Source organism: Paenibacillus sp. J5 (assembly GCF_054955055.1).
The window spans coordinates 14,926-33,348 of the sequence record NZ_JBUEDD010000008.1 but is presented as its reverse complement, the minus strand read 5'-3'; the positions used below and the strand labels follow the sequence as shown (position 1 = coordinate 33,348).

The following is an 18,423-nucleotide window of genomic DNA, read 5'->3' as shown; positions in this document are numbered from 1 at the left end:
TCGGGATGCGCCTGCTCAAGCGATTGGGACTGGATCAGACGAGAGGGCAAATATTTGTCGGCTTCACTCTGGCGATGGTGGTCGTGCTGCTCGTGACCATAGGCAGCCTGTATGTGCTGCTGGCGGGCGTGCAGAAGAAGAATGTGGCCGAATTTGCCGATGAGATTGCGGTTCAGATGGGCGGGCGCCTCGAATCGCTATTAAGCGAGATTAATGTCCTGAGCCTGCAACTGGCGATGGATGATCGTATCCAGGAGCGGCTGCTGCAGGACCTGTCCGGCGGTGAAGCCTCCTATGAGGAGCGGATGAAGATTCGCCGGATTATGGTTGATAAGACCGTCTATTCCGAGACGATCCAGGATATGGAGCTGTTCTCGCTGCGCTCCAGCATCTATCCGATTGTGGATCGGGCGATTGGCGAGCGGGTTGACCCGGAGATGGTCGCCAAAGCGGACGAGAGCTTGCGGGCGGGCGCACTGGTCTGGATGGCGCGTGATCCGCAGCACCCGGAATTTTTGCTGGCGCTGCGCCAGATCAAGCTGGAGAAGCAGGAGTATGCCAAGGGGGGCTACTTGCTGATTCGGGTAAAGCCGTCGTTGGTGGATTTTATTGGCGGCGAGCGGGATGTGGAACGGCTGAAGGGCAGCATCATGTACCTGTTTGACGAGCAGAACCAGTTGATCTCGGCAGAGGGAGACGGTGTGCAGGGACTGCTCGATGAGCGGGAGAAGACGCGTGATTATATGGCAGTGAGTCATACGATCCAGGAGACGAAGTGGCGACTGGAGATCTGGCTCCCCAAAAAGAACGTCACCGAAGATTTTCGACTTATTCAGACCGTCATGTTATGGGCAACTCTCGGGTGCGTACTACTGTTCGCCGTGCTCTCCTATTCGTTATCGCTGTTCATTACCCATCCGCTCAAGAAGCTGACGCGCGTCATGCAGCAGGGCAAGGAAGGGACGCTGAAGGAAAATCCGGAGGGGTATTTCAATCGCGAAGCGAATCAATTGAATACGAAATACAACCAGATGGTGAGGCAGATGAATCACCTAATTCGTTCTGTCTATGAAATCGAGCTGCTGAAGAGCAAGAGCGAGATTACAGCGCTCCATTCTCAGCTTAATCCGCATTTTCTGTTCAACACGCTCGATTCTATCTACTGGGCCCATATCCGCAAGGGTGAGAAGGAGCTGTCGCATTCCATCATCCGCTTGGCGGATCTGTTCCGGTACACCATTCATTCTCATGGAGGCGGGGACGGATTCGTGACATTGGCGGAGGAGATCGGACAAGTTCGACGGTATGTCGATCTGATGAAGCTGCGTTGGCATGACCGGCTGCAGGTGGAGATTGAGGTTATGCCAGAGGCGGCTGCATGCCGCATCCCTAAGCTGACGATTCAGCCGCTGGTTGAAAATGCGATCGTGCATGGCATCGAGCCGCTGGATCAGGGAGGGATGGTGACGGTTCGCGCCGACGTTCATCAGGGGATGCTGACAGTCAGCATAACGGATAACGGTGTGGGCATGAGTGAGGAGCATCTGCAGATGATCAACAAGCGATTGCGTCAGGAGACGCGGGAGGAGCTGGCAGTAAGCAGCGGAGGCATCGGCTTATATAATGTGCACAAGCTGGTACAACTGCAATATGGCGAGCGATATGGGCTGGAGCTGGAGAGCACTCCGGGCAAGGGAACGATAGTGAAGCTCGTGATTGCGGCAGAGGAGGGATGGACTAATGAAGCACCCGGCCATTCTGGTGGTAGATGACGAGCCCAATGCACGCTTTGGCGTAAGCTACACGCTGCAGGAGTGGGGAGGCGACGGGGCGGTGATCGATAGTGCCGAGAATGGGGCACAGGCGCTGGAGCGATTGCGCTCGCAGCCGTATGATCTTCTGCTCACTGACATTCGGATGCCGGTCATGGATGGCATTCAACTCCTTGAGGCTGTCCGAGCGGATCATAATCCGATCCGGTGCATTATGCTGACGGGCTTCGCCGAATTCGAATATGCCCAGAGCGCGCTGCGCCTGGGTGTCGTTGACTACCTGCTCAAGCCTGTGCAGCAGGATCAACTGGTGGAGGCGGTGGAGAAGGCGCTGTCTATGCTGCATAATGAGCAGACAGCGGCCAACAGTCGGGCGAAGCAGGATAGCAGCTCCGAGGAACCATTGCAGCTTCAGCCTCACCCAGATGAGCCGGACAACCCGTCAGTCGCCAAGGCGATCCGCTACATTCACGAGCATATTCATGAAGCCCTCCCGATCAAGGAGGTAGCGGCTCATGTCCATTTGAATTCGAGTTATTTCAGTGTGCTCTTCAAGGAAGAGCTGGGTATTAACTTTATTGATTATGTGACGGAATTTCGGATGAAGAAAGCCAAGGAGCTGCTGGTTCATTCTACGCTGAGCCTGGATGATATATCCGAGCAGATCGGCTACCAGACGACGAGCTATTTCATCAAAATCTTCAAGAAGCATGAGCAGATGACCCCCAAGACGTACCGCGATTGCAGTAAGCAACGTAATCGTCTGCTCCAGAGATAGAGCATCCCGCTAGAATGTCCACATGCCAATAGCCTTAGCTATGTAACAGGAGCTAGGGCTATTTGGTGTATTTACAGTCCGCGTAGTACCTGGCTGGAAGCATGACGGAGCCTTGATAGAGCAGGCACGTATGGAGCCTTCTGCCAAGGTCGCCAAAGCCATTTACATGGGGTAAAATTTTTTGATGTCAATTATATTGACATAGGATCGAAACGGGTTTATTATTAATACCATCACTGGAGAAACTAATTGAATTATAGAAGGGTAAACGGATATTTATCACAATTTTTATTGATTTTCGTGATATTTATGCTTTAATTATTCCAATGAAGAAAATAATAGGAGAAGTGCCTGTGAAAAAACATGATCAGGACTTTATGAAGAGGCAAAACAAGCGAACGGTATTTGAGATCATCAAACGGCAGCATCCGATCTCACGTACAGCGATTGCCCAGCAGACAGGCATGAGTCCGACAACGGTCAGTCGGATCGTTGGCGAATTGACAGAGCAGGGCTACCTGCAAGCCTCTGACCAAGTGTCAGCCGGGCTGGGCAGGAAGTCCACGTTGCTCGGCATTGTGGACAGCTCGGTGCTATCTGTAGGGATCGAGCTGGATCGGACGGTCGTAAGTATCGGTATTGTCGATCTACAGGGCAAGCTAGTATGCAGCCGCAAATATCCACGTATCCCCGATGAGGCAGCAGAGACGACGATGCAGTTCATTCAGGGCGCATTGAGCGAGCTGATCGGGCAAGAGAACATCGACCGGGAACGCATTACCGGGATGGGGGTCGGACTGCCTGGCATCGTCGATAATGAGCAGGGGATCGTCATCTTCTCGGTGCAGCTGGCATGGAAGCAGGTGCGGCTGGCAGAGCGATTGCGCGAGCTGACGGGTCTTGAGGTGGCGGTGGACAATGAGCTGAAGGTCAGGGCGCTTGCCGAGCATCGCCATGGCGCTGCGGTCGGTGCCACCCGCACGGCGCTGCTGGGCTTCGGGCATGGTGTCGGCTCGGCCGTCATCCTGGGCGGGGAAATCTACCGCGGAGCAGGCAACAGTGCAGGCGAGATCGGCCACACAACGGTAGATCCCAGCGGCATGATGTGCGAATGCGGCAAGGCGGGCTGTCTGCAAACCTACATTAGTATCAACTCGCTGTTGCTGGAGGCTAGCCGAATTCGTCCAAGCTCTTCCATCGAGGAGCTGTTCGCAGCACGCGATGCAGGGGAGAACTGGGCGGTTCATCTTATTAATCGAGCACTGATGTATATGGCGATTACCGTTAACAATGTCGTCTGCATGTACAACCCGGACAGTGTCATTCTGAGCGGTGAGCTGGTGGAGAAATTTCCATTCATCTATGACGAGATCGAGCAGCATTATTTATCTCGTTATGTATGGGAGCCACTGGGCGGCTCCTTCACCTTCCACCGTTCCTTGCTGAACGAGGGCGGCGTGATGATCGGGTCAGGACTACTGGCGCAGGATCGATATTTTACGTTGGAATAGGAGGCGTTCGAGATGAATTTTGTACCATTGGTGGAAGAATATCGGGGCGGTGTTTTGGAGAATGTACACTATGGCGCCGTAACGGTCGTCGATGAGCGGGGGAACGTTCTTCACAAGGCTGGCAATCCGCAGCACATGACCTATCTGCGCTCGGCGGCGAAGCCGTTCCAGGCTCTGCCGGCTATGAAGCGGCGGATTGATGAGCGGTATGGACTGAGCGGGGAGGAGACGGCGCTTCTGGCAGCCTCCCACCGCGGCGAGGCGTATCATATCGAGGCGCTGGAATCGATGTATCGCAAGATGGGACTGGATGAAGAGCAGTTGCGCTGTTGTTCCACCTATCCGCTGAATGAGGAGGCGAAGGCGCAGCGCCATCGCGATCATGAGGCGAAGCGGCGCATCTTCCACAATTGCTCGGGCAAACATGCGGGTCTGCTCGGCCTCTGCAAGCATCTGGGCTGGGACGAGAGCACATACTATGAGCTGGCGCATCCGGTTCAGCAGGAGATTGCGGCGGCGGTCGCGTTAATCGCCGAGGTGCCGCAGGCTTCGATTCCATACGGAACAGATGGCTGCGGCTTGCCGGTCTTCGCACTTCCATTGCACAAGATCGCCTATGCTTACATGAAGCTGGCCTGCCCGGACAAGATTGCAGATGCCGAGCTTGGCGGCGCGGCTGAGCATATCGGCAGGCTCATGAATGAACACCCGGATATGATTGCTGACCGCCAGTTTGTCTGCTCTGCACTGCTGAAGGACAGCAATCTGGTCGCCAAGGGCGGAGCCAAGGGCGTCTATGGCATCGGGCTGCGCAAGGAGCGGCTGGGCATCTCGCTCAAGGTATCTGACGGGGCCGAGCATGTATGGCCGTGCGTGATCGCATCGATATTGGAGCGGATCGGCTACAGCAATACGGAGACGATTAAGCGGCTGTATACGCTTGCGCCTAACGGTATTGTCAATGATGGCGGCGAGCTGGTCGGCGAGCGGCGGGCGGTATTTGCCTGGGAAGTGTAAGCTCTGGCGACAATTCTTGCGACAATCGGAATGCTCTTTCGTTTGCTCCACTCGGGTAGGCGAAAGTTATTCATACATCCAATTTCAGGCATAGAGGAGTGGAGAGAATGGAAGCGAAAGGTAAATGGTGGTCTTTGCTTGCGCTGGTGCTCATCATCTCGCTAGTGGCAGGTTGCTCTGGCGGCAATACGGGCGGAGGCAGCAGTACAGGAACAGGGGACAAGGCTGACGGGGACAAGAAGCCTGCGCAGACCGTATCCAAAAATAACAAGGATATTGTTGTTGCAGTCAATGCGAACTTCATCACGCTGGACCCGCATAATGCGAGCGACACCAACTCGATTAGCGGTGCCAGAACAATGTATGAGGGCTTGATGGGCTTTGATGAAAATATGAATGTGATCCCGGTGCTGGCTACAGACTACAGCATCAGCGAGGATGGTCTGGTATACACCTTCACCTTGCGCAAGGACGTGAAGTTCCATGATGGCACCGATTTTAATTCCGAGGCTGTAGCGGCTAATATCGCCCGTATTCAGGACGAGGCGAACAATCTGCGCCTGCGCAAAAGCTTCCTGAAGGTCGCCAAGGTGGAGACGCCTGATCCGTCGACCGTTGTCTTCACGCTCACCGAGCCGTATAACGCCTTCTTGAATAAGGTGGCTATGGCTGGCATGATCAGTCCGAAGGCGCTTGCGGAGAAGGGCCAGGATATTGTGAAGAGCCCGGTAGGTACCGGACCGTACCAGTTCAAGGAATGGGTGCAAGGCGACCGTCTGGTCGTGGCGAAGAACCCGAATTACTGGGAAGCTGGCTTGCCTAAGGTGGACAGTGTAACCTTCCGTCCGGTGCCGGAGAACGGCTCGCGGATCGCGATGCTCAAAACAGGCGAGGCGGACTTCATCTACCCGATGCCGACCGAGCAGGTTGCTGATGTAGAAGGTCAAGAAGGAATCGCAATCAATAAGGTGGATTCCACGATTGTACGCTATGTCACACTGAACACGATGAAGAAGCCGTTTGATGATGTGCGTGTCCGTCAAGCGATCAACTATGCGATTAATAAGGAAGCCTATATTAAGGTTGTCAAATCCGGTCTGGGCGTGAAGCTGGATTCGACGATGTCGCCTAAGACGCAATATTATGCTCAGCAGACAGGCTATGATTTTGATCTGGAGAAAGCCAAGTCGCTGCTCGCTGAAGCGGGATACCCGGATGGCTTCGAGACCGAGGTATGGGGCGAGAACGATTCGGAGACGATCAAGGGCATGCAGTTCCTGCAGCAGCAGCTTGCACAGGTTGGCATCAAGGTCGATGTGAAATCGTTGGAGGGCGGCACGCTGTCCGAGCAGATCAACTCGGCCAAGACGCCTGAGGAAGCGAAAATTCAAATGTGGTATGTAAGCTGGTCGCCATCCTCCGGCGATGCGGATGGCGCAACAAGAGGCTTGTTCAGCAGCGAGATGTGGCCGCCTGCAGGCTCCAATACCGCTTACTACAAAAATGATAATGTAGACGGCTGGATTGCGGCTGCTAACAAATCGACCGACCCGGCTGAAGCGAAGGCGATCTATGCCGATATTCAACAGACGATCTGGAAGGAAGCGCCATGGGCATTCATGGGCGTCGATCAGATTGTCTATGGCAACAGAAGCTATCTGGATGGCGCCAAGGTGTTCCCGGACGGCTCGCTCAATGTTCGCTATGCTGAGGTGAAATAAGAGAGCTTTAAAGCTCAGACAGGTATCGAATTTGATGGGGAAGGCCGCTTCGCTGCAAGGGAGCGGCCTTTCTTATACTTGCTATAGTGGAAGGAGGCAGATGAAGTTGGGCAGATATGCTTTGCAACGGTTGCTTGGCGTCATCCCGCTATTATTGGTTGTATCGGTGCTGGTTTTTTTGTTCATTCATCTTATACCAGGAGACCCGGCGCGTCTGCTTGCCGGTAAGGATGCCACGCTGGAGGAGATTGAAGGCATCCGAGAGCAGCTCGGGCTGAATCTCCCGATCTGGCAGCAGTATTTCAACTATATGGGGGACTTGCTCCGCGGCGATATGGGACAGTCGATCCGTTCCGGCTTGCCGGTGACAGAGATGCTCTCCAGTCGGCTTATGCCAACGATCTGGCTGACATTGCTCAGTATGGTCTGGGCAACGGTGCTCGGGTTGACCATTGGCGTCATCTCCGCTGTATACCGCAATCGATGGCCGGATTATGCCGGAACGCTGACAGCGATCTCCGGTATGTCGATCCCTGGATTTTGGCTCGGGCTGGTGCTGATTCAGATTTTCTCAGTCGAGCTGGGCTGGTTTCCGACAGGGGGCGTGGATTCATGGAAGTCGTATATTCTCCCATCCATTACATTGGGTGCGGGCATCATGTCGATGCTGGCCCGTTATTCCCGGTCTTCCATGCTGGAGACGCTGCGTGAAGACTATATCCGTACCGGACGAGCCAAGGGGCTGCGTGAATTTGTTGTCGTCGGCAGTCATGCGCTGCGCAATTCACTGATTCAGGTCGTGACGGTAGCGGGGCTGCAGTTCGGATTTTTGCTGGGAGGCTCTGTCATGGTCGAGACCGTATTCAGCATCCCGGGCATTGGCAGGCTGCTGGTGGATTCGATTCTGTTCCGCGACTATACGGTCATTCAGGCGCTGCTGCTGCTGTTCGCCACCCAGTTCATCCTGATCAATCTGATCGTCGATCTGCTGTACGGTGTCATTAATCCGAAGATTCGATATTCCTAACATTTGTGCAGGAGGCAATTAGAAGGCTATAGGAGGTAATACCATGAGCAATCATTCCACAGCAGAAGGAGCTCCCCCCTCGGTAGCGGCATCCCGTGGGGGAAGCAGCGGCAATAGCCGGGTGAGAGCCTTCTTCCATACATTCAGCCGGCAGTGGCTGGCGATGGCGGCCGCCTGCTTTATTTTACTGCTGTTCATCATCGCGATCTTCGGTCCGATGATGATGCCATATGATCCGCAAGCGCCGGACTACGATGCCCTGATGGAGGGGCCATCCCGCGCCCACTGGGCGGGTACAGATGAATACGGACGCGATATTTTGAGTCGTCTGATCGAAGGCACGCGCCTGACGCTTGCTGTCAGCCTGAGTGCGGTGCTGATCGCGGCTGTGCTGGGTACGGTACTGGGCTTGCTGAGCGGTTATTATGGCGGCTGGCTGGATCGTCTCATTATGAGAGGCAGCGACGTGCTGTTCTCCTTCCCGGATCTGCTGCTGGCGATCGGGATTGTGGCGATTCTGGGCCCGGGACTGATCAATGTCGTCATCGCGGTGGCGGTATTCGGCACCCCTTCCTTCGCGCGGATCATTCGCAGTGTGACGCTCTCCGCGAAGGAGACGCTATTCGTTGAGGCAGCTCGCTCGATGGGCGCGGGGAACGGCCGCATCATCTGGCGGCATATCTTCCCTGAGACCGTATCCAGCATCATCGTCAACATCTCGATGCGTATCGGCGGCGCCATTCTGGCGGCTGCCTCACTGAGCTTTCTCGGCATGGGCGCCAAGACGTCCGAGCCGGACTGGGGCGCGATGCTGAGCATGGGACGCGATTATTTGAGCATTGCTCCACATATTGTGTATTTTCCGGGCTTGACGATTTTCCTGGCGGTGCTGGCGTTCAATCTGGTTGGGGACGGCCTGCGGGATGCGCTCGATCCGAAGATCAAACCATAAGGAGGGAAGCGGCATGGCTCAACATTTGCTGGAGGTGCAGGGACTCAAGACGGAATTCAAGCGCGGAGGCGGCCGGATTATGGCGGTTTCCGGGGTGGATTTTCATATCAAAAAAGGCGAGGTGCTCGGGCTGGTCGGCGAATCAGGCTGCGGCAAGAGTGTAACCTCTCTGTCGATCATGCGGCTGCTCAAGGATACGCCAGGGCGGATTGCCGGCGGCTCGGTTCGCTTCGAGGGTACAGACCTGACCACGCTTGGCGATACGGAGATGCGCCGAATTCGAGGCAATGATATGGCGATGATCTTCCAGGAGCCGATGACCTCGCTCAACCCGGTGCTGCGAATCGGCAAGCAACTGGAGGAGCCGATCCGTATTCACCTGGGGTACGGGCGCAAGCAAGCGCGCGAGCATGCGATTCATATGCTGCGCCTGGTCGGTATTCCGCGTGCAGAGGAGGTTATTCACGATTACCCGCATCAGTTATCCGGCGGTATGAGGCAGCGGGTCATGATCGCGATGGCGATGTCATGCAGCCCGAAGCTGCTCATTGCCGATGAGCCGACGACAGCGCTCGATGTGACGATTCAGGCGCAGATTCTGGATCTGATGAAGCGGCTGAAGGAGGAGCAGGACATGGGGATGCTGCTCATCACGCATGATCTGGGTGTTGTAGCCGAGCTGTGCGATCGCGTCGTGGTTATGTATGCCGGGCGTGTCGTGGAGGAGGCGCCGGTGCGGGAGCTGTTTGCCGATCCGCAGCATCCGTATACGAAGGGGCTGATTCAATCCGTGCCCAAGCTGCGCCATAAGGTGCGCCGTCTGGATTCGATCAAGGGCAATGTGCCGGACTTGTCGCAGATGCCTGCGGGCTGCAAGTTTGCGCCCCGCTGCCAATTTGCGATGGAGCAGTGTCATGTGCAGGAGCCGGAGCTGGTGGCTGTGAATGGGCGGAGCGACCGCAGCAGCCGTTGCTTTCTGACGCAGGAGCCCCAGGTGGAAGGAGGAGGGGAAGGATGAACGGACAGCCTTTAATTGAAGTGAAGAATCTGAAGAAATCCTTTGAGATCAAGAAGGGCTTTCTTGGACAAAAGAAATATCTGCGTGCCGTGGACGGGATCAGCTTTGCTATTCGCAAGGGCGAGACGTTCAGTCTGGTTGGAGAGAGCGGCTGCGGCAAGTCGACGACCGGGAGACTGGTGACCAGGCTGCTCCAGCCGACGGAAGGCGAGGTATGGTTCGAGGGCAGTAGGATCAGTGATCTGCCCGAATCGAGAATGCGTCCGCTGCGCAAGCATATGCAGATGGTATTTCAGGACCCGTATGCCTCCTTGAATCCACGCATGAAGGTGAAGGACCTGGTGGCGGAGCCGCTCTTGATCCATACGAAGCTGACGCCGGGCGAGCGCGACAAGCTGGCACATGAGCTGCTGGAAACAGTGGGCCTGAGCAGCATGCACGCTGAGCGGTTCCCGCATGAATTCAGCGGAGGTCAGCGCCAGCGGATCGGTATTGCCCGTGCGCTGTCGGTTCGCCCAAGCTTGATCGTCGCTGATGAGCCCGTCTCGGCATTGGATGTATCGATTCAATCCCAGGTGCTGAATCTGCTGCAGGATCTGCAGGAGGAGTACGGGCTGACCTACCTGTTCATCTCCCATGACTTGAGTGTCGTGGAGCATATTAGTGACCGGATCGGCGTGATGTATCTGGGCTCGCTCGTGGAGACCGCGGACAAGGATACCTTGTATGACCGCCCCCTTCACCCGTATACGCAGGCGCTGCTTTCCTCAGTGCCCATTCCAGACCCTTCGCTAAAGCGGGAGCGGATCATCTTGACAGGCGACTTGCCAAGTCCGGTTAATCCGCCTACAGGCTGCCGCTTCCATACGCGTTGCCCTTCCTGTATGGAGGTCTGCAAGACAGCGACTCCGGTGTTCCGCGAGGTGGAGCCGGGTCATGAGGTTGCTTGCCATCTGTATGATGAAGCCGTAATGGGCGGCAAATAATAGCAAAGAAGGGATAACGAATGGACATTCGGATCGATAGTGGCGAAGAGGCCGCTGTGCAGTTGTATGTAGCGTATGCGGAGGAAGCCTTCCCTTACAGGCAGGATACGGTGCGCAGCAAGGCAGGACAAGCTACCTGGCTGTATGGGCGGACGGAGCATGAGGCCGATCTGCTCGTCATCGGCCTGGGGCTGCGCAGCGAGCTGACACTGGAGACGGTGCGGCGAGCGGCCGGCACAGCGGCACGCGCAGTGCAGCGTGAGGGCTGCGCTTCCGTGCGGCTGGCCTGGCTGCCACAGTCGGATCAAGCCTTGCGCCCAGAGGAGTCTGTAAGTCAGGAAGCATGGCTGCAGGCCTGGGCGGAGGGATGGCTGCTCGGCCTATATCGGTTTCAGCATCATCGCGGCTTGACAGCACATGCGGCTCGGCCTGTCTTGCAGTTGGAGGCTTCCCTATGGCCGCTTCTGTCAACCGAGCAGGTTGAGGCAGCTCTCCATGCAGCACGCATTCGTGCGGAAGGGACGAGCCTGGCGCGCGACTTGGTGAATGAGTCGCCGCATACGCTCCATCCTCAGAGCTTTGCCACCAGGGTGGCTGAGCATTTCATGCGTTACGCCTCAGAGTCGCCAGTGCAGGTTCGCGTCTATCGGGGCGAGGAGCTGGTGGAGCGGCAGATGAATGGCCTCCTGACGGTCGGCGCAGGAAGCATGCACGGGCCTGCAATGGTAGAGCTTCGATATGAGGGCAATCCCTCCTTGCCCCTGCTGGCGCTTGTCGGCAAGGGAGTTACCTTTGATATGGGCGGCATGAATGTGAAGACGGGACGGGATATTAGCGATGCCCGCATGGATATGGGGGGCGCGGCGGCGGTCGTAGGCGCGCTCGACATCCTCGTCCGCGAACGGGCGCAGGCTAATGTGGTTGCCCTGCTGCCGATCGTTGACAATGTGCCGGATGCCAAGGCCGTGCTGCCGTCGAGTGTCGTCACATATCCGAACGGGATGACAGTGCAGATCGCCAATACGGATGGCGAGGGCCGGCTTATTATTGCTGACGCGCTGCTGCATGCTGCCCAACTGGGAGCTGCGGAGGCGATCGATATCGCAACCTTGACTGGCAATGTCGGCGCAGCTCTGGGACTGGGCATCGCGGGCATCTGGGGTGATCTTCCCGTGACCGAGCAATTGATTGCAGTGGGAGAGCGCAACGGAGAGCGGCTATGGCAGATGCCGCTGATGGAAGAATACGAATCGGAGCTGGCCAGCTCGTATGCAGATATGCGAAATGTAGGCAGCTCCCCTTATGCCGGGGCGATTATTGCAGCCTTGTTCATTCGCCGTTTTGTCGCTCCTGGGATGAGCTGGGCGCATATTGATATGGCAGGCACAGTGCAATACAAGCAGGATACCGGGTATGCGGAAGCGGGAGCCACCGGGTACGGGGCTCGTCTGCTGGCAGACTACGCTGCGCGTCGGCTTGGTGACAACGAATAAGAAAGGCGGTGCGACGATGAAGCTGGAAATCATTGCAACGTGCATCGAGGATGCACTCGCAGCGGAGGAGGGCGGCGCTGATCGTCTGGAATTGATTACGGCGATTACCGAGGGAGGACTGACACCAGGCATCGGACTTGTCCGCCAAGTAGTGAGAGCAGTGAGCATACCTGTCAATGTGATGGTACGGCCTCATAGCCGTTCGTTTATTTACTCGGCACATGACCTGGATACGATGGCCTATGAGCTGGATGCGCTCGCTGACAGCGGCGCTGCCGGTGCTGTGCTAGGGGCAATTACGGCGGACGGTCGCGTGGATGAGCGGGCATTGGAGCGGCTGCTGCCGCATGTCGGCGCTCTGGAGGTGACGTTCCACCGGGCGTTCGATGAATTGGAGGATCAGGCGGCGGCATTGGCGATCCTGAACCGTTATCCTCAGATCAAGCGTGTGCTGACCTCAGCGGGGCCGCGTCCGGCTCTGGAATCTGCCCGGGCCATGCGGGCACTGGTGGATGCATCGGGCAAGGGGCATGTACTCATCCTGGCGGGCAGCGGGCTGCGCCTGGAGGGTATTGAGGATTTTGTACGTCAGACGAAGGTGCCGGAGGTGCACTTCGGCTCTGCTGTCCGTTACGGCGGGCAGGCGCTCTCGCCGGTAGATCCGGCTGCGGTACGAGCGCTGGCCAAGGTGCTGCAAGAGGAAGAGAAAGGTGAGAAATGATGGATGAACGTTATGTCGTCGGAATTGACCTGGGCGGAACAAAGATAGCAGCAGCCCTGTTCAACGCAGCCGGCTCGCTGTTGCAGCGTGAGCAGGTCGAAACAGCGGGCTGCCGCAATGCCCGCGAGCTGGCGGACTGCATGTGCGGACTTGTGCGCAAGGTCTCGGGCGGCAAGACGCTGCACGGGGTCGGGCTGGCCTCTCCAGGCGCGGTGGACACTCGTGCAGGCATCGTGCGCAACGGCACCAACCTGCCGGAGTGGAACGATGTGCCGATCAAGCAATGGATGGAGGACAAGCTGGCTGTAGAGGTCAAGGTGGTCAATGACGCCAATGCGGCTGCCTGGGGCGAGTATGTGCGTGGCGCAGGCGGTCATGAGGGCAGCATGGTCTATGTCACCTTCAGCACGGGGATTGGAGCTGGGATCGTCATGGATGGGGAGCTGCTGCTCGGGGCGCATTCCTTCGCGGGCGAGCTGGGTCATCTGATTGTAGATCCAAGCGGCCCGGTATGTAGCTGCGGCCGCCATGGCTGCTGGGAAGTATTCGCCTCCGGGACAGCAATTCGCGAAGCGGCGCTTCGCAGGATCGGGGAAGAGGACTCGCTGATCACCCAGCTAGCTGCTGTTGGTGGAGAGGCGGTATCGTCGCGGCACGTGTTTGAAGCGGCGGCTGCAGGCGATGCCATGGCACAGGAGGTTATTGACGAGGCGATTCGCTATATGGCGATTGGGCTGGCCAATATCGTCCACACCTTCAATCCAGATCGGATCGTCATTGGCGGTGGGGTGAGCCGCGCGGGCGAGCTGCTGTTTCCGGCATTGCGCGCCCAGACAGATAAGCTGGTAATGGAGCCGTATCGTGGGACATTTCAGATCATTCCTGCGGCGCTGAAGGATGATGTCGGATTGATTGGTGCGGCGGCTTTGTTTGGTCAGTAGCTCTGCGATATAGATTGTCCTTCTAATTGTCCTGCTAACAGGGTATAATTATAGTCGATTATGTCGAGGAAAGTGGGAGTAGTATGGGACGCAAATGGAACAATATTAAAGAGAAAAAAGCTTCCAAGGATGCCAACACGAGCCGAATCTATGCGAAGTTCGGTGTTGAAATCTATGTCGCAGCCAAAAAGGGCGAGCCGGACCCGGAGTCGAATCGTGCGCTGAAGGTCGTCTTGGAGCGGGCCAAAACCTATAATGTGCCCAAAGCAATCATTGACCGTGCGCTGGACAAGGCCAAGGGCAGCTCGGAGGAAAACTATGTCGAGCTTCGGTATGAGGGCTTTGGCCCGAACGGCTCGATGGTGATCGTTGACACGTTGACCAATAATGTGAACCGTACTGCGCCTGCGGTGCGTGCGGCCTTCAACAAGCATGGCGGCAGTATGGGGGTGAGCGGCTCGGTCTCGTATATGTTTGACTCGTCGGCCATCGTCGGCATCTCGGGCAAGTCCCTGGATGAGGTGATGGAGCTGATGCTGGAGGCTGATGTGGACGTGCGCGACATCGTGGAAGAAGAGGACAGCGTGATTGTCTATGCTGAGCCCGATCAGTTTCACTCCGTGCAGGAAGTATTGCGTCAAGCAGGAGTAGACGAGTTCACTGTAGCCGAGCTTGCGATGCTGCCGCAGAACTATGTGACGCTGGAGGGTGACGCGGCGAAGCAGTTCGACAAGCTGATCGATGCTCTGGAAGACCTGGAGGATGTGCAGCAGGTATTCCATAATGTCGACGATGATGAGGACGAGTAGAAGGGTGTGGAGTGTCCGTGTAGCCGCTCAGGCTGCGCGGCCAACCGGCTCTCCTCCTGTATCTCCATAGCAGCTTGCTTCTGGCAGGAGGGTTTCGGGGCTCATAGTAGTCCTGCGCTATTCAGGTAGCGTAGGACTGCTTTTTTTTTTGACGATGAGAGCCGTTTGCACCTATGGTCATGTTAATAGTCGTTTCCAATGTACCGCAGCTAGAATAAGTTGATAGCATGACAAATTGTGATGAAGCTGAAGGGGGGCCTGAATGATGTCTCAACCGAATATTCCTAATATTACGCCTGTGATTACGTTGACAAGAGAAGATGCCATCAATCTGATCCTGTCTTCGATCGCATTAGAAGAAATGGGAATTAGCCATATACTGAACGCTGAAGGTGAGCAGCTTCAATATGCGGTCGGAACCCTTCCGGGTCGAACGGGGCCACCTGCGACGATAAGTGAGCTGTTAGCTATCAACCAGAGCGTGCGGTCTACGCTTGAGAGTACGACGCGAAGCAATCTAATCCTGCAGTCCAAGCTGGATAGCGCGCTTGGAGCCTCGATTCTGAGCAGCGCGACCGGAGTGACCGGGGCAACTGGAGTGACCGGAGCAACTGGAGCGACTGGAGCGACCGGAGTGACCGGGGCGACTGGAGCGACTGGAGCGACTGGAGTGACCGGAGCGACTGGAGTGACCGGGGCGACTGGGGCGACTGGGTCGACTGGAGTGACCGGAGCGACTGGAGTGACCGGAGCGACTGGAGCGACCGGAGCGACTGGAGCGGCCGGAGTGACCGGGTCGACTGGAGCGGCCGGGTCGACTGGAGCGGCCGGGTCGACTGGAGCGACTGGGTCGACTGGAGCGGCCGGAGTGACCGGGGCAACTGGGGCGGCCGGAGTGACTGGAGTGACCGGGCCAACTGGCAGCATCGGCACAATCGAGATTGTGCCCATAGCCAATCGGTATTTCTATTATCCGCAGACTGATCTGGATTTGTCTCAGTCTGTCTCCATACCAGCAGGGGCTTTCGTGGACGACGCCGGGAATACAATTAATGAATTTGTCGGGTTGGGCCCGACTAGCTATCAAAATCTATTTATCAATGGGATTGTTCAGCCTGGCCAATCCTATGCGGCAACTCCTGGCCTGCTCGTTATTCCTGCACAAGAGGGGATCTTGTTTGCCAGAACGCCCATTATTCTGGAAACGGTGCGGTTTACGGTGCAAGTATCCTAATGATAAAAATAGTCGAAGCGACGCCTCTCTTTGCCTTCACGGGATTCAAATCTACTGCGTATACTAGTTTTAGATAGGGAGGTGAGAGATAATGCCAATTGTAACGCCTTATCAAAACAGCTTGCGATTTGCATCCACCATTGGTGCGGGAACAGGAACGGGAGATGCGTTTGCAGTCGCTGCGACAGCATTTACAAGCGACAGTGGTGCAGCGGCAACAGCATTCCCAGGTACGTTCAACTATTACAACCTGTATGTTAACGGCATGTTGCAGACTGCAGACACATCCACAATCTCAACGACGGCTATTACGATCCCTGATGGTGATGCGCTTAATGATGGCACACCCATTGTTGTCCAATTTGTTGTATCGTAATTATAACGGCATCCTTGCAATTCAGAAGAAGGGGCTGTCCGAAAGCCATTAAATGAAAAAGTTGGGCGGAAAACGCAATGTTTACCGTCCAACTTTTTTGCTTCTATTGAAAATACAGCGACGGTTTTAATCTATCGCCATCCAATCGTATGAGTCCGTATCATTTATGATTGAAGTAAATCGGCTACGTTAAACGTGGCAACCCCGTCTTGAGTAAGAAGATCAATTGTGGTTAAACCGTCGAATAAAGCGGCCAGAGCATCTGTTTCACCCTTGCTCGTTAAATCGGCAACGTATCCCTCTGGCACAGGTATTCCTTTCTCCATGTGCATTACAATACGCTTCAAGATTTCGTCCGTTGTCATTTCGCGGGGTGCTTGGCGTGCGGGCGTGGGAATGATATTCCCCTCTTTATCATAAGAAATGGTTGTGCCGTCGCTAGATGTCACGGTCACATTTCTTCCGCCTTCAAGCCTATATTTGGAGGACGGGCTTGCTGCCGCACTGGCAAAATTTGCGGCCAACCCGCCACTGCCAACTAAAGCAATACTTGCTATTAAGGACAACATAACCATAGTTTTTTTGTCTTTTTTACACTCATGAGATTTCCGAGTCTCCTTTTCATATCTTTTTTAGATGGACACAGGCTGCTGACGCCTACATGGTTCCTTCGCTTAACGCCATATTCTAGCATGGATAATAGGATTTCACCGTAAAATCTCCGGTCATCTATATCCATTTCCTGTACTACTTTCTCATCGCAAGACAGTTCGCAGTAGATATTTGTTTGTTTGCTAAGTGAGTAGACAAATGGATTAAACCAGTGGATGGAATGAGCCAGAAAGACGATGAACTTCACAACTAAATCACGACGCTTTAGGTGAATCAGTTCATGAGAAAGGATCATCGCTATTTCTTTTTGTCCCAAAGGTGTATCTGGCATCACAATTACCGGATGGAGAAAACCAATAACCATAGGTGTCATGGCATTTGGGCTTTTGAATACTTTTACTGAGTTGATACTTATATTGGCAACTTGGCTCTCATCTAGGATGAAGCGTTTAAATGCCAAATATTTTTTGGCATTTACCCCAAGGACAACAACAACACCTGCAGCCCAGGTTCCTAGAAGAATGATGACCCAGTCGTGGATGTTCCAGAGCGTCAGCAAGGAATCAACCCATCTTTGTATAAATGACAAGCTGACTGCTGTCGTATGCTCAACCATAGGTACATATGGTACTTGATTGACCATGAATTCGGAATGAATCCATGCACTGTTGTTAGATAAAGCTGAACGAACAAGGGAAATGATTCTGACCATCATGTCGGTTCCGCCAAGCAGGAAGAATACAGGGATTAAAGTCGAATAGTAGTGCCACGTTTGAGAAAATAATTTTTGTGTAATGGGGCGTATACTAATTTGAACGATCCAAATTATGGACCCAACGAACGAAGCAATGAAAAGAGACAGTAACAGCTCTATCATTCTTCACCCTTGTTCTGCTTGAACCATTCTCTCAATTCTGCGATGTCGTTCTCACCCAATTCATTATCATCGACTAGGGCGGTTATAAAATTCTTCACCTTCCCATTGTACAATCGATTCAGGAAGGAGTGGGTTTCAATCTTACGGAATTGCTCCAATGTAATCGTGCTGTAGTAATAATTCACTTTCCCATCCAAAACTTTAGTCAGATAGCCCTTGTCAATCAGTCGCTTCAAAAGAGTGGAGACGGTTGACGTTTTCCAATCCTTCTCTTCAAAAATCTCAAGTATCCTAGAAACGGTAATCGGTATACCTTCCTGCCAAATCACCTCCATAACTTCCATTTCTGTCTCAGACAATCTTCCAAAACTTTTCATTGGTGCGCACCTCTCATCTTCACTGCGACGACTTGTCGTATTTAAAATATACGACAAGTCGTCGCAGATGTCAATGTTTTATATGATAATTTTATAGGCTCAACCTAATAATCAGTGCTTGACAGAAAACAGAGCTTAGCGGAGGGGCGGAGGGATTCTGGAGAAACGTCAGTGTTCGCCTTTAAAGACCGATTTCCACCA

18 protein-coding genes are annotated in these 18,423 nt (G+C 54.8%); 15 read left to right on the top strand and 3 right to left on the bottom strand.

Annotated elements, in window-relative coordinates:
* The first annotated feature begins 5 nt into the window (after window positions 1-5).
* The 15 genes from ACY1JZ_RS15640 to ACY1JZ_RS15570 all read left to right on the top strand — a co-directional run bounded on the left by ACY1JZ_RS15640 (window position 6) and on the right by ACY1JZ_RS15570 (window position 16,356).
* The gene (locus ACY1JZ_RS15640) at window positions 6-1,772 is read left to right on the top strand and encodes a sensor histidine kinase (RefSeq protein WP_462630011.1); all 1,767 of its coding nucleotides are present in this window, start codon (window positions 6-8) and stop codon (window positions 1,770-1,772) included.
* Complete coding sequence (locus tag ACY1JZ_RS15635) at window positions 1,741-2,550, top strand: response regulator transcription factor (protein ID WP_462630010.1); 810 nt, start codon at window positions 1,741-1,743, stop codon at window positions 2,548-2,550. The genes ACY1JZ_RS15640 and ACY1JZ_RS15635 overlap by 32 nt, the downstream gene beginning before the upstream one ends.
* Before the next feature lie 353 nt (window positions 2,551-2,903).
* Window positions 2,904-4,061: an ROK family transcriptional regulator gene (locus tag ACY1JZ_RS15630; RefSeq protein WP_270169990.1), complete on the top strand. Its 1,158-nt coding sequence runs from the start codon at window positions 2,904-2,906 to the stop codon at window positions 4,059-4,061.
* 12 nt (window positions 4,062-4,073) lie between these two features.
* Window positions 4,074-5,078: an asparaginase gene (locus ACY1JZ_RS15625; protein ID WP_462630009.1), complete on the top strand. Its 1,005-nt coding sequence runs from the start codon at window positions 4,074-4,076 to the stop codon at window positions 5,076-5,078.
* 107 nt (window positions 5,079-5,185) lie between these two features.
* Window positions 5,186-6,799: a glutathione ABC transporter substrate-binding protein gene (locus ACY1JZ_RS15620; RefSeq protein ID WP_270169994.1), complete on the top strand. Its 1,614-nt coding sequence runs from the start codon at window positions 5,186-5,188 to the stop codon at window positions 6,797-6,799.
* Window positions 6,800-6,905: 106 nt separating this feature from the next.
* A complete protein-coding gene (locus tag ACY1JZ_RS15615; RefSeq protein ID WP_270169996.1) occupies window positions 6,906-7,826 on the top strand; it encodes an ABC transporter permease subunit in 921 nt (306 codons plus the stop codon).
* A 43-nt stretch (window positions 7,827-7,869) separates the two neighbouring features.
* On the top strand, window positions 7,870-8,778 hold the full coding sequence (locus ACY1JZ_RS15610) for an ABC transporter permease (RefSeq protein WP_462630008.1): 909 nt from the start codon (window positions 7,870-7,872) through the stop codon (window positions 8,776-8,778).
* Between the two features lie 13 nt (window positions 8,779-8,791).
* Window positions 8,792-9,796, top strand: coding sequence for an ABC transporter ATP-binding protein (locus ACY1JZ_RS15605; RefSeq protein ID WP_462630007.1), 1,005 nt, complete (start codon window positions 8,792-8,794; stop codon window positions 9,794-9,796).
* On the top strand, window positions 9,793-10,782 hold the full coding sequence (locus ACY1JZ_RS15600; protein ID WP_270170001.1) for an ABC transporter ATP-binding protein: 990 nt from the start codon (window positions 9,793-9,795) through the stop codon (window positions 10,780-10,782). Before ACY1JZ_RS15605 ends, ACY1JZ_RS15600 begins: the two co-directional genes overlap by 4 nt.
* A gap of 20 nt (window positions 10,783-10,802) precedes the next feature.
* Window positions 10,803-12,275: a leucyl aminopeptidase family protein gene (locus ACY1JZ_RS15595; protein WP_462630006.1), complete on the top strand. Its 1,473-nt coding sequence runs from the start codon at window positions 10,803-10,805 to the stop codon at window positions 12,273-12,275.
* Between the two features lie 16 nt (window positions 12,276-12,291).
* The gene (locus ACY1JZ_RS15590; RefSeq protein ID WP_462630005.1) at window positions 12,292-12,996 is read left to right on the top strand and encodes a copper homeostasis protein CutC; all 705 of its coding nucleotides are present in this window, start codon (window positions 12,292-12,294) and stop codon (window positions 12,994-12,996) included.
* Window positions 12,993-13,937, top strand: a complete 945-nt coding sequence (locus ACY1JZ_RS15585) for an ROK family protein (protein ID WP_270170006.1) — start codon at window positions 12,993-12,995, stop codon at window positions 13,935-13,937. Before ACY1JZ_RS15590 ends, ACY1JZ_RS15585 begins: the two co-directional genes overlap by 4 nt.
* An 83-nt stretch (window positions 13,938-14,020) precedes the next feature.
* Entirely contained in the window at window positions 14,021-14,746 is a 726-nt protein-coding gene (locus tag ACY1JZ_RS15580) for a YebC/PmpR family DNA-binding transcriptional regulator (RefSeq protein WP_462630003.1), read from the top strand.
* Between the two features lie 262 nt (window positions 14,747-15,008).
* The gene (locus ACY1JZ_RS15575) at window positions 15,009-15,980 is read left to right on the top strand and encodes an alpha-helical endospore appendage domain-containing protein (protein WP_500862387.1); all 972 of its coding nucleotides are present in this window, start codon (window positions 15,009-15,011) and stop codon (window positions 15,978-15,980) included.
* A gap of 91 nt (window positions 15,981-16,071) precedes the next feature.
* Window positions 16,072-16,356, top strand: coding sequence for a DUF4183 domain-containing protein (locus tag ACY1JZ_RS15570; protein ID WP_462630002.1), 285 nt, complete (start codon window positions 16,072-16,074; stop codon window positions 16,354-16,356).
* A 164-nt stretch (window positions 16,357-16,520) separates the two neighbouring features.
* Here ACY1JZ_RS15570 and ACY1JZ_RS15565 read toward each other — a convergent pair whose 3' ends face one another.
* The 3 genes from ACY1JZ_RS15565 to ACY1JZ_RS15555 are packed head-to-tail and all read right to left on the bottom strand — an operon-like array spanning window position 16,521 to window position 18,222.
* Window positions 16,521-16,931, bottom strand: coding sequence for a hypothetical protein (locus ACY1JZ_RS15565; protein WP_462630001.1), 411 nt, complete (start codon window positions 16,929-16,931; stop codon window positions 16,521-16,523).
* Window positions 16,913-17,845, bottom strand: coding sequence for a M56 family metallopeptidase (locus tag ACY1JZ_RS15560; RefSeq protein WP_462629999.1), 933 nt, complete (start codon window positions 17,843-17,845; stop codon window positions 16,913-16,915). The genes ACY1JZ_RS15565 and ACY1JZ_RS15560 overlap by 19 nt, the downstream gene beginning before the upstream one ends.
* Window positions 17,842-18,222, bottom strand: coding sequence for a BlaI/MecI/CopY family transcriptional regulator (locus tag ACY1JZ_RS15555; protein ID WP_462629998.1), 381 nt, complete (start codon window positions 18,220-18,222; stop codon window positions 17,842-17,844). Before ACY1JZ_RS15555 ends, ACY1JZ_RS15560 begins: the two co-directional genes overlap by 4 nt.
* Between the last annotated feature and the right edge of the window lie 201 nt (window positions 18,223-18,423).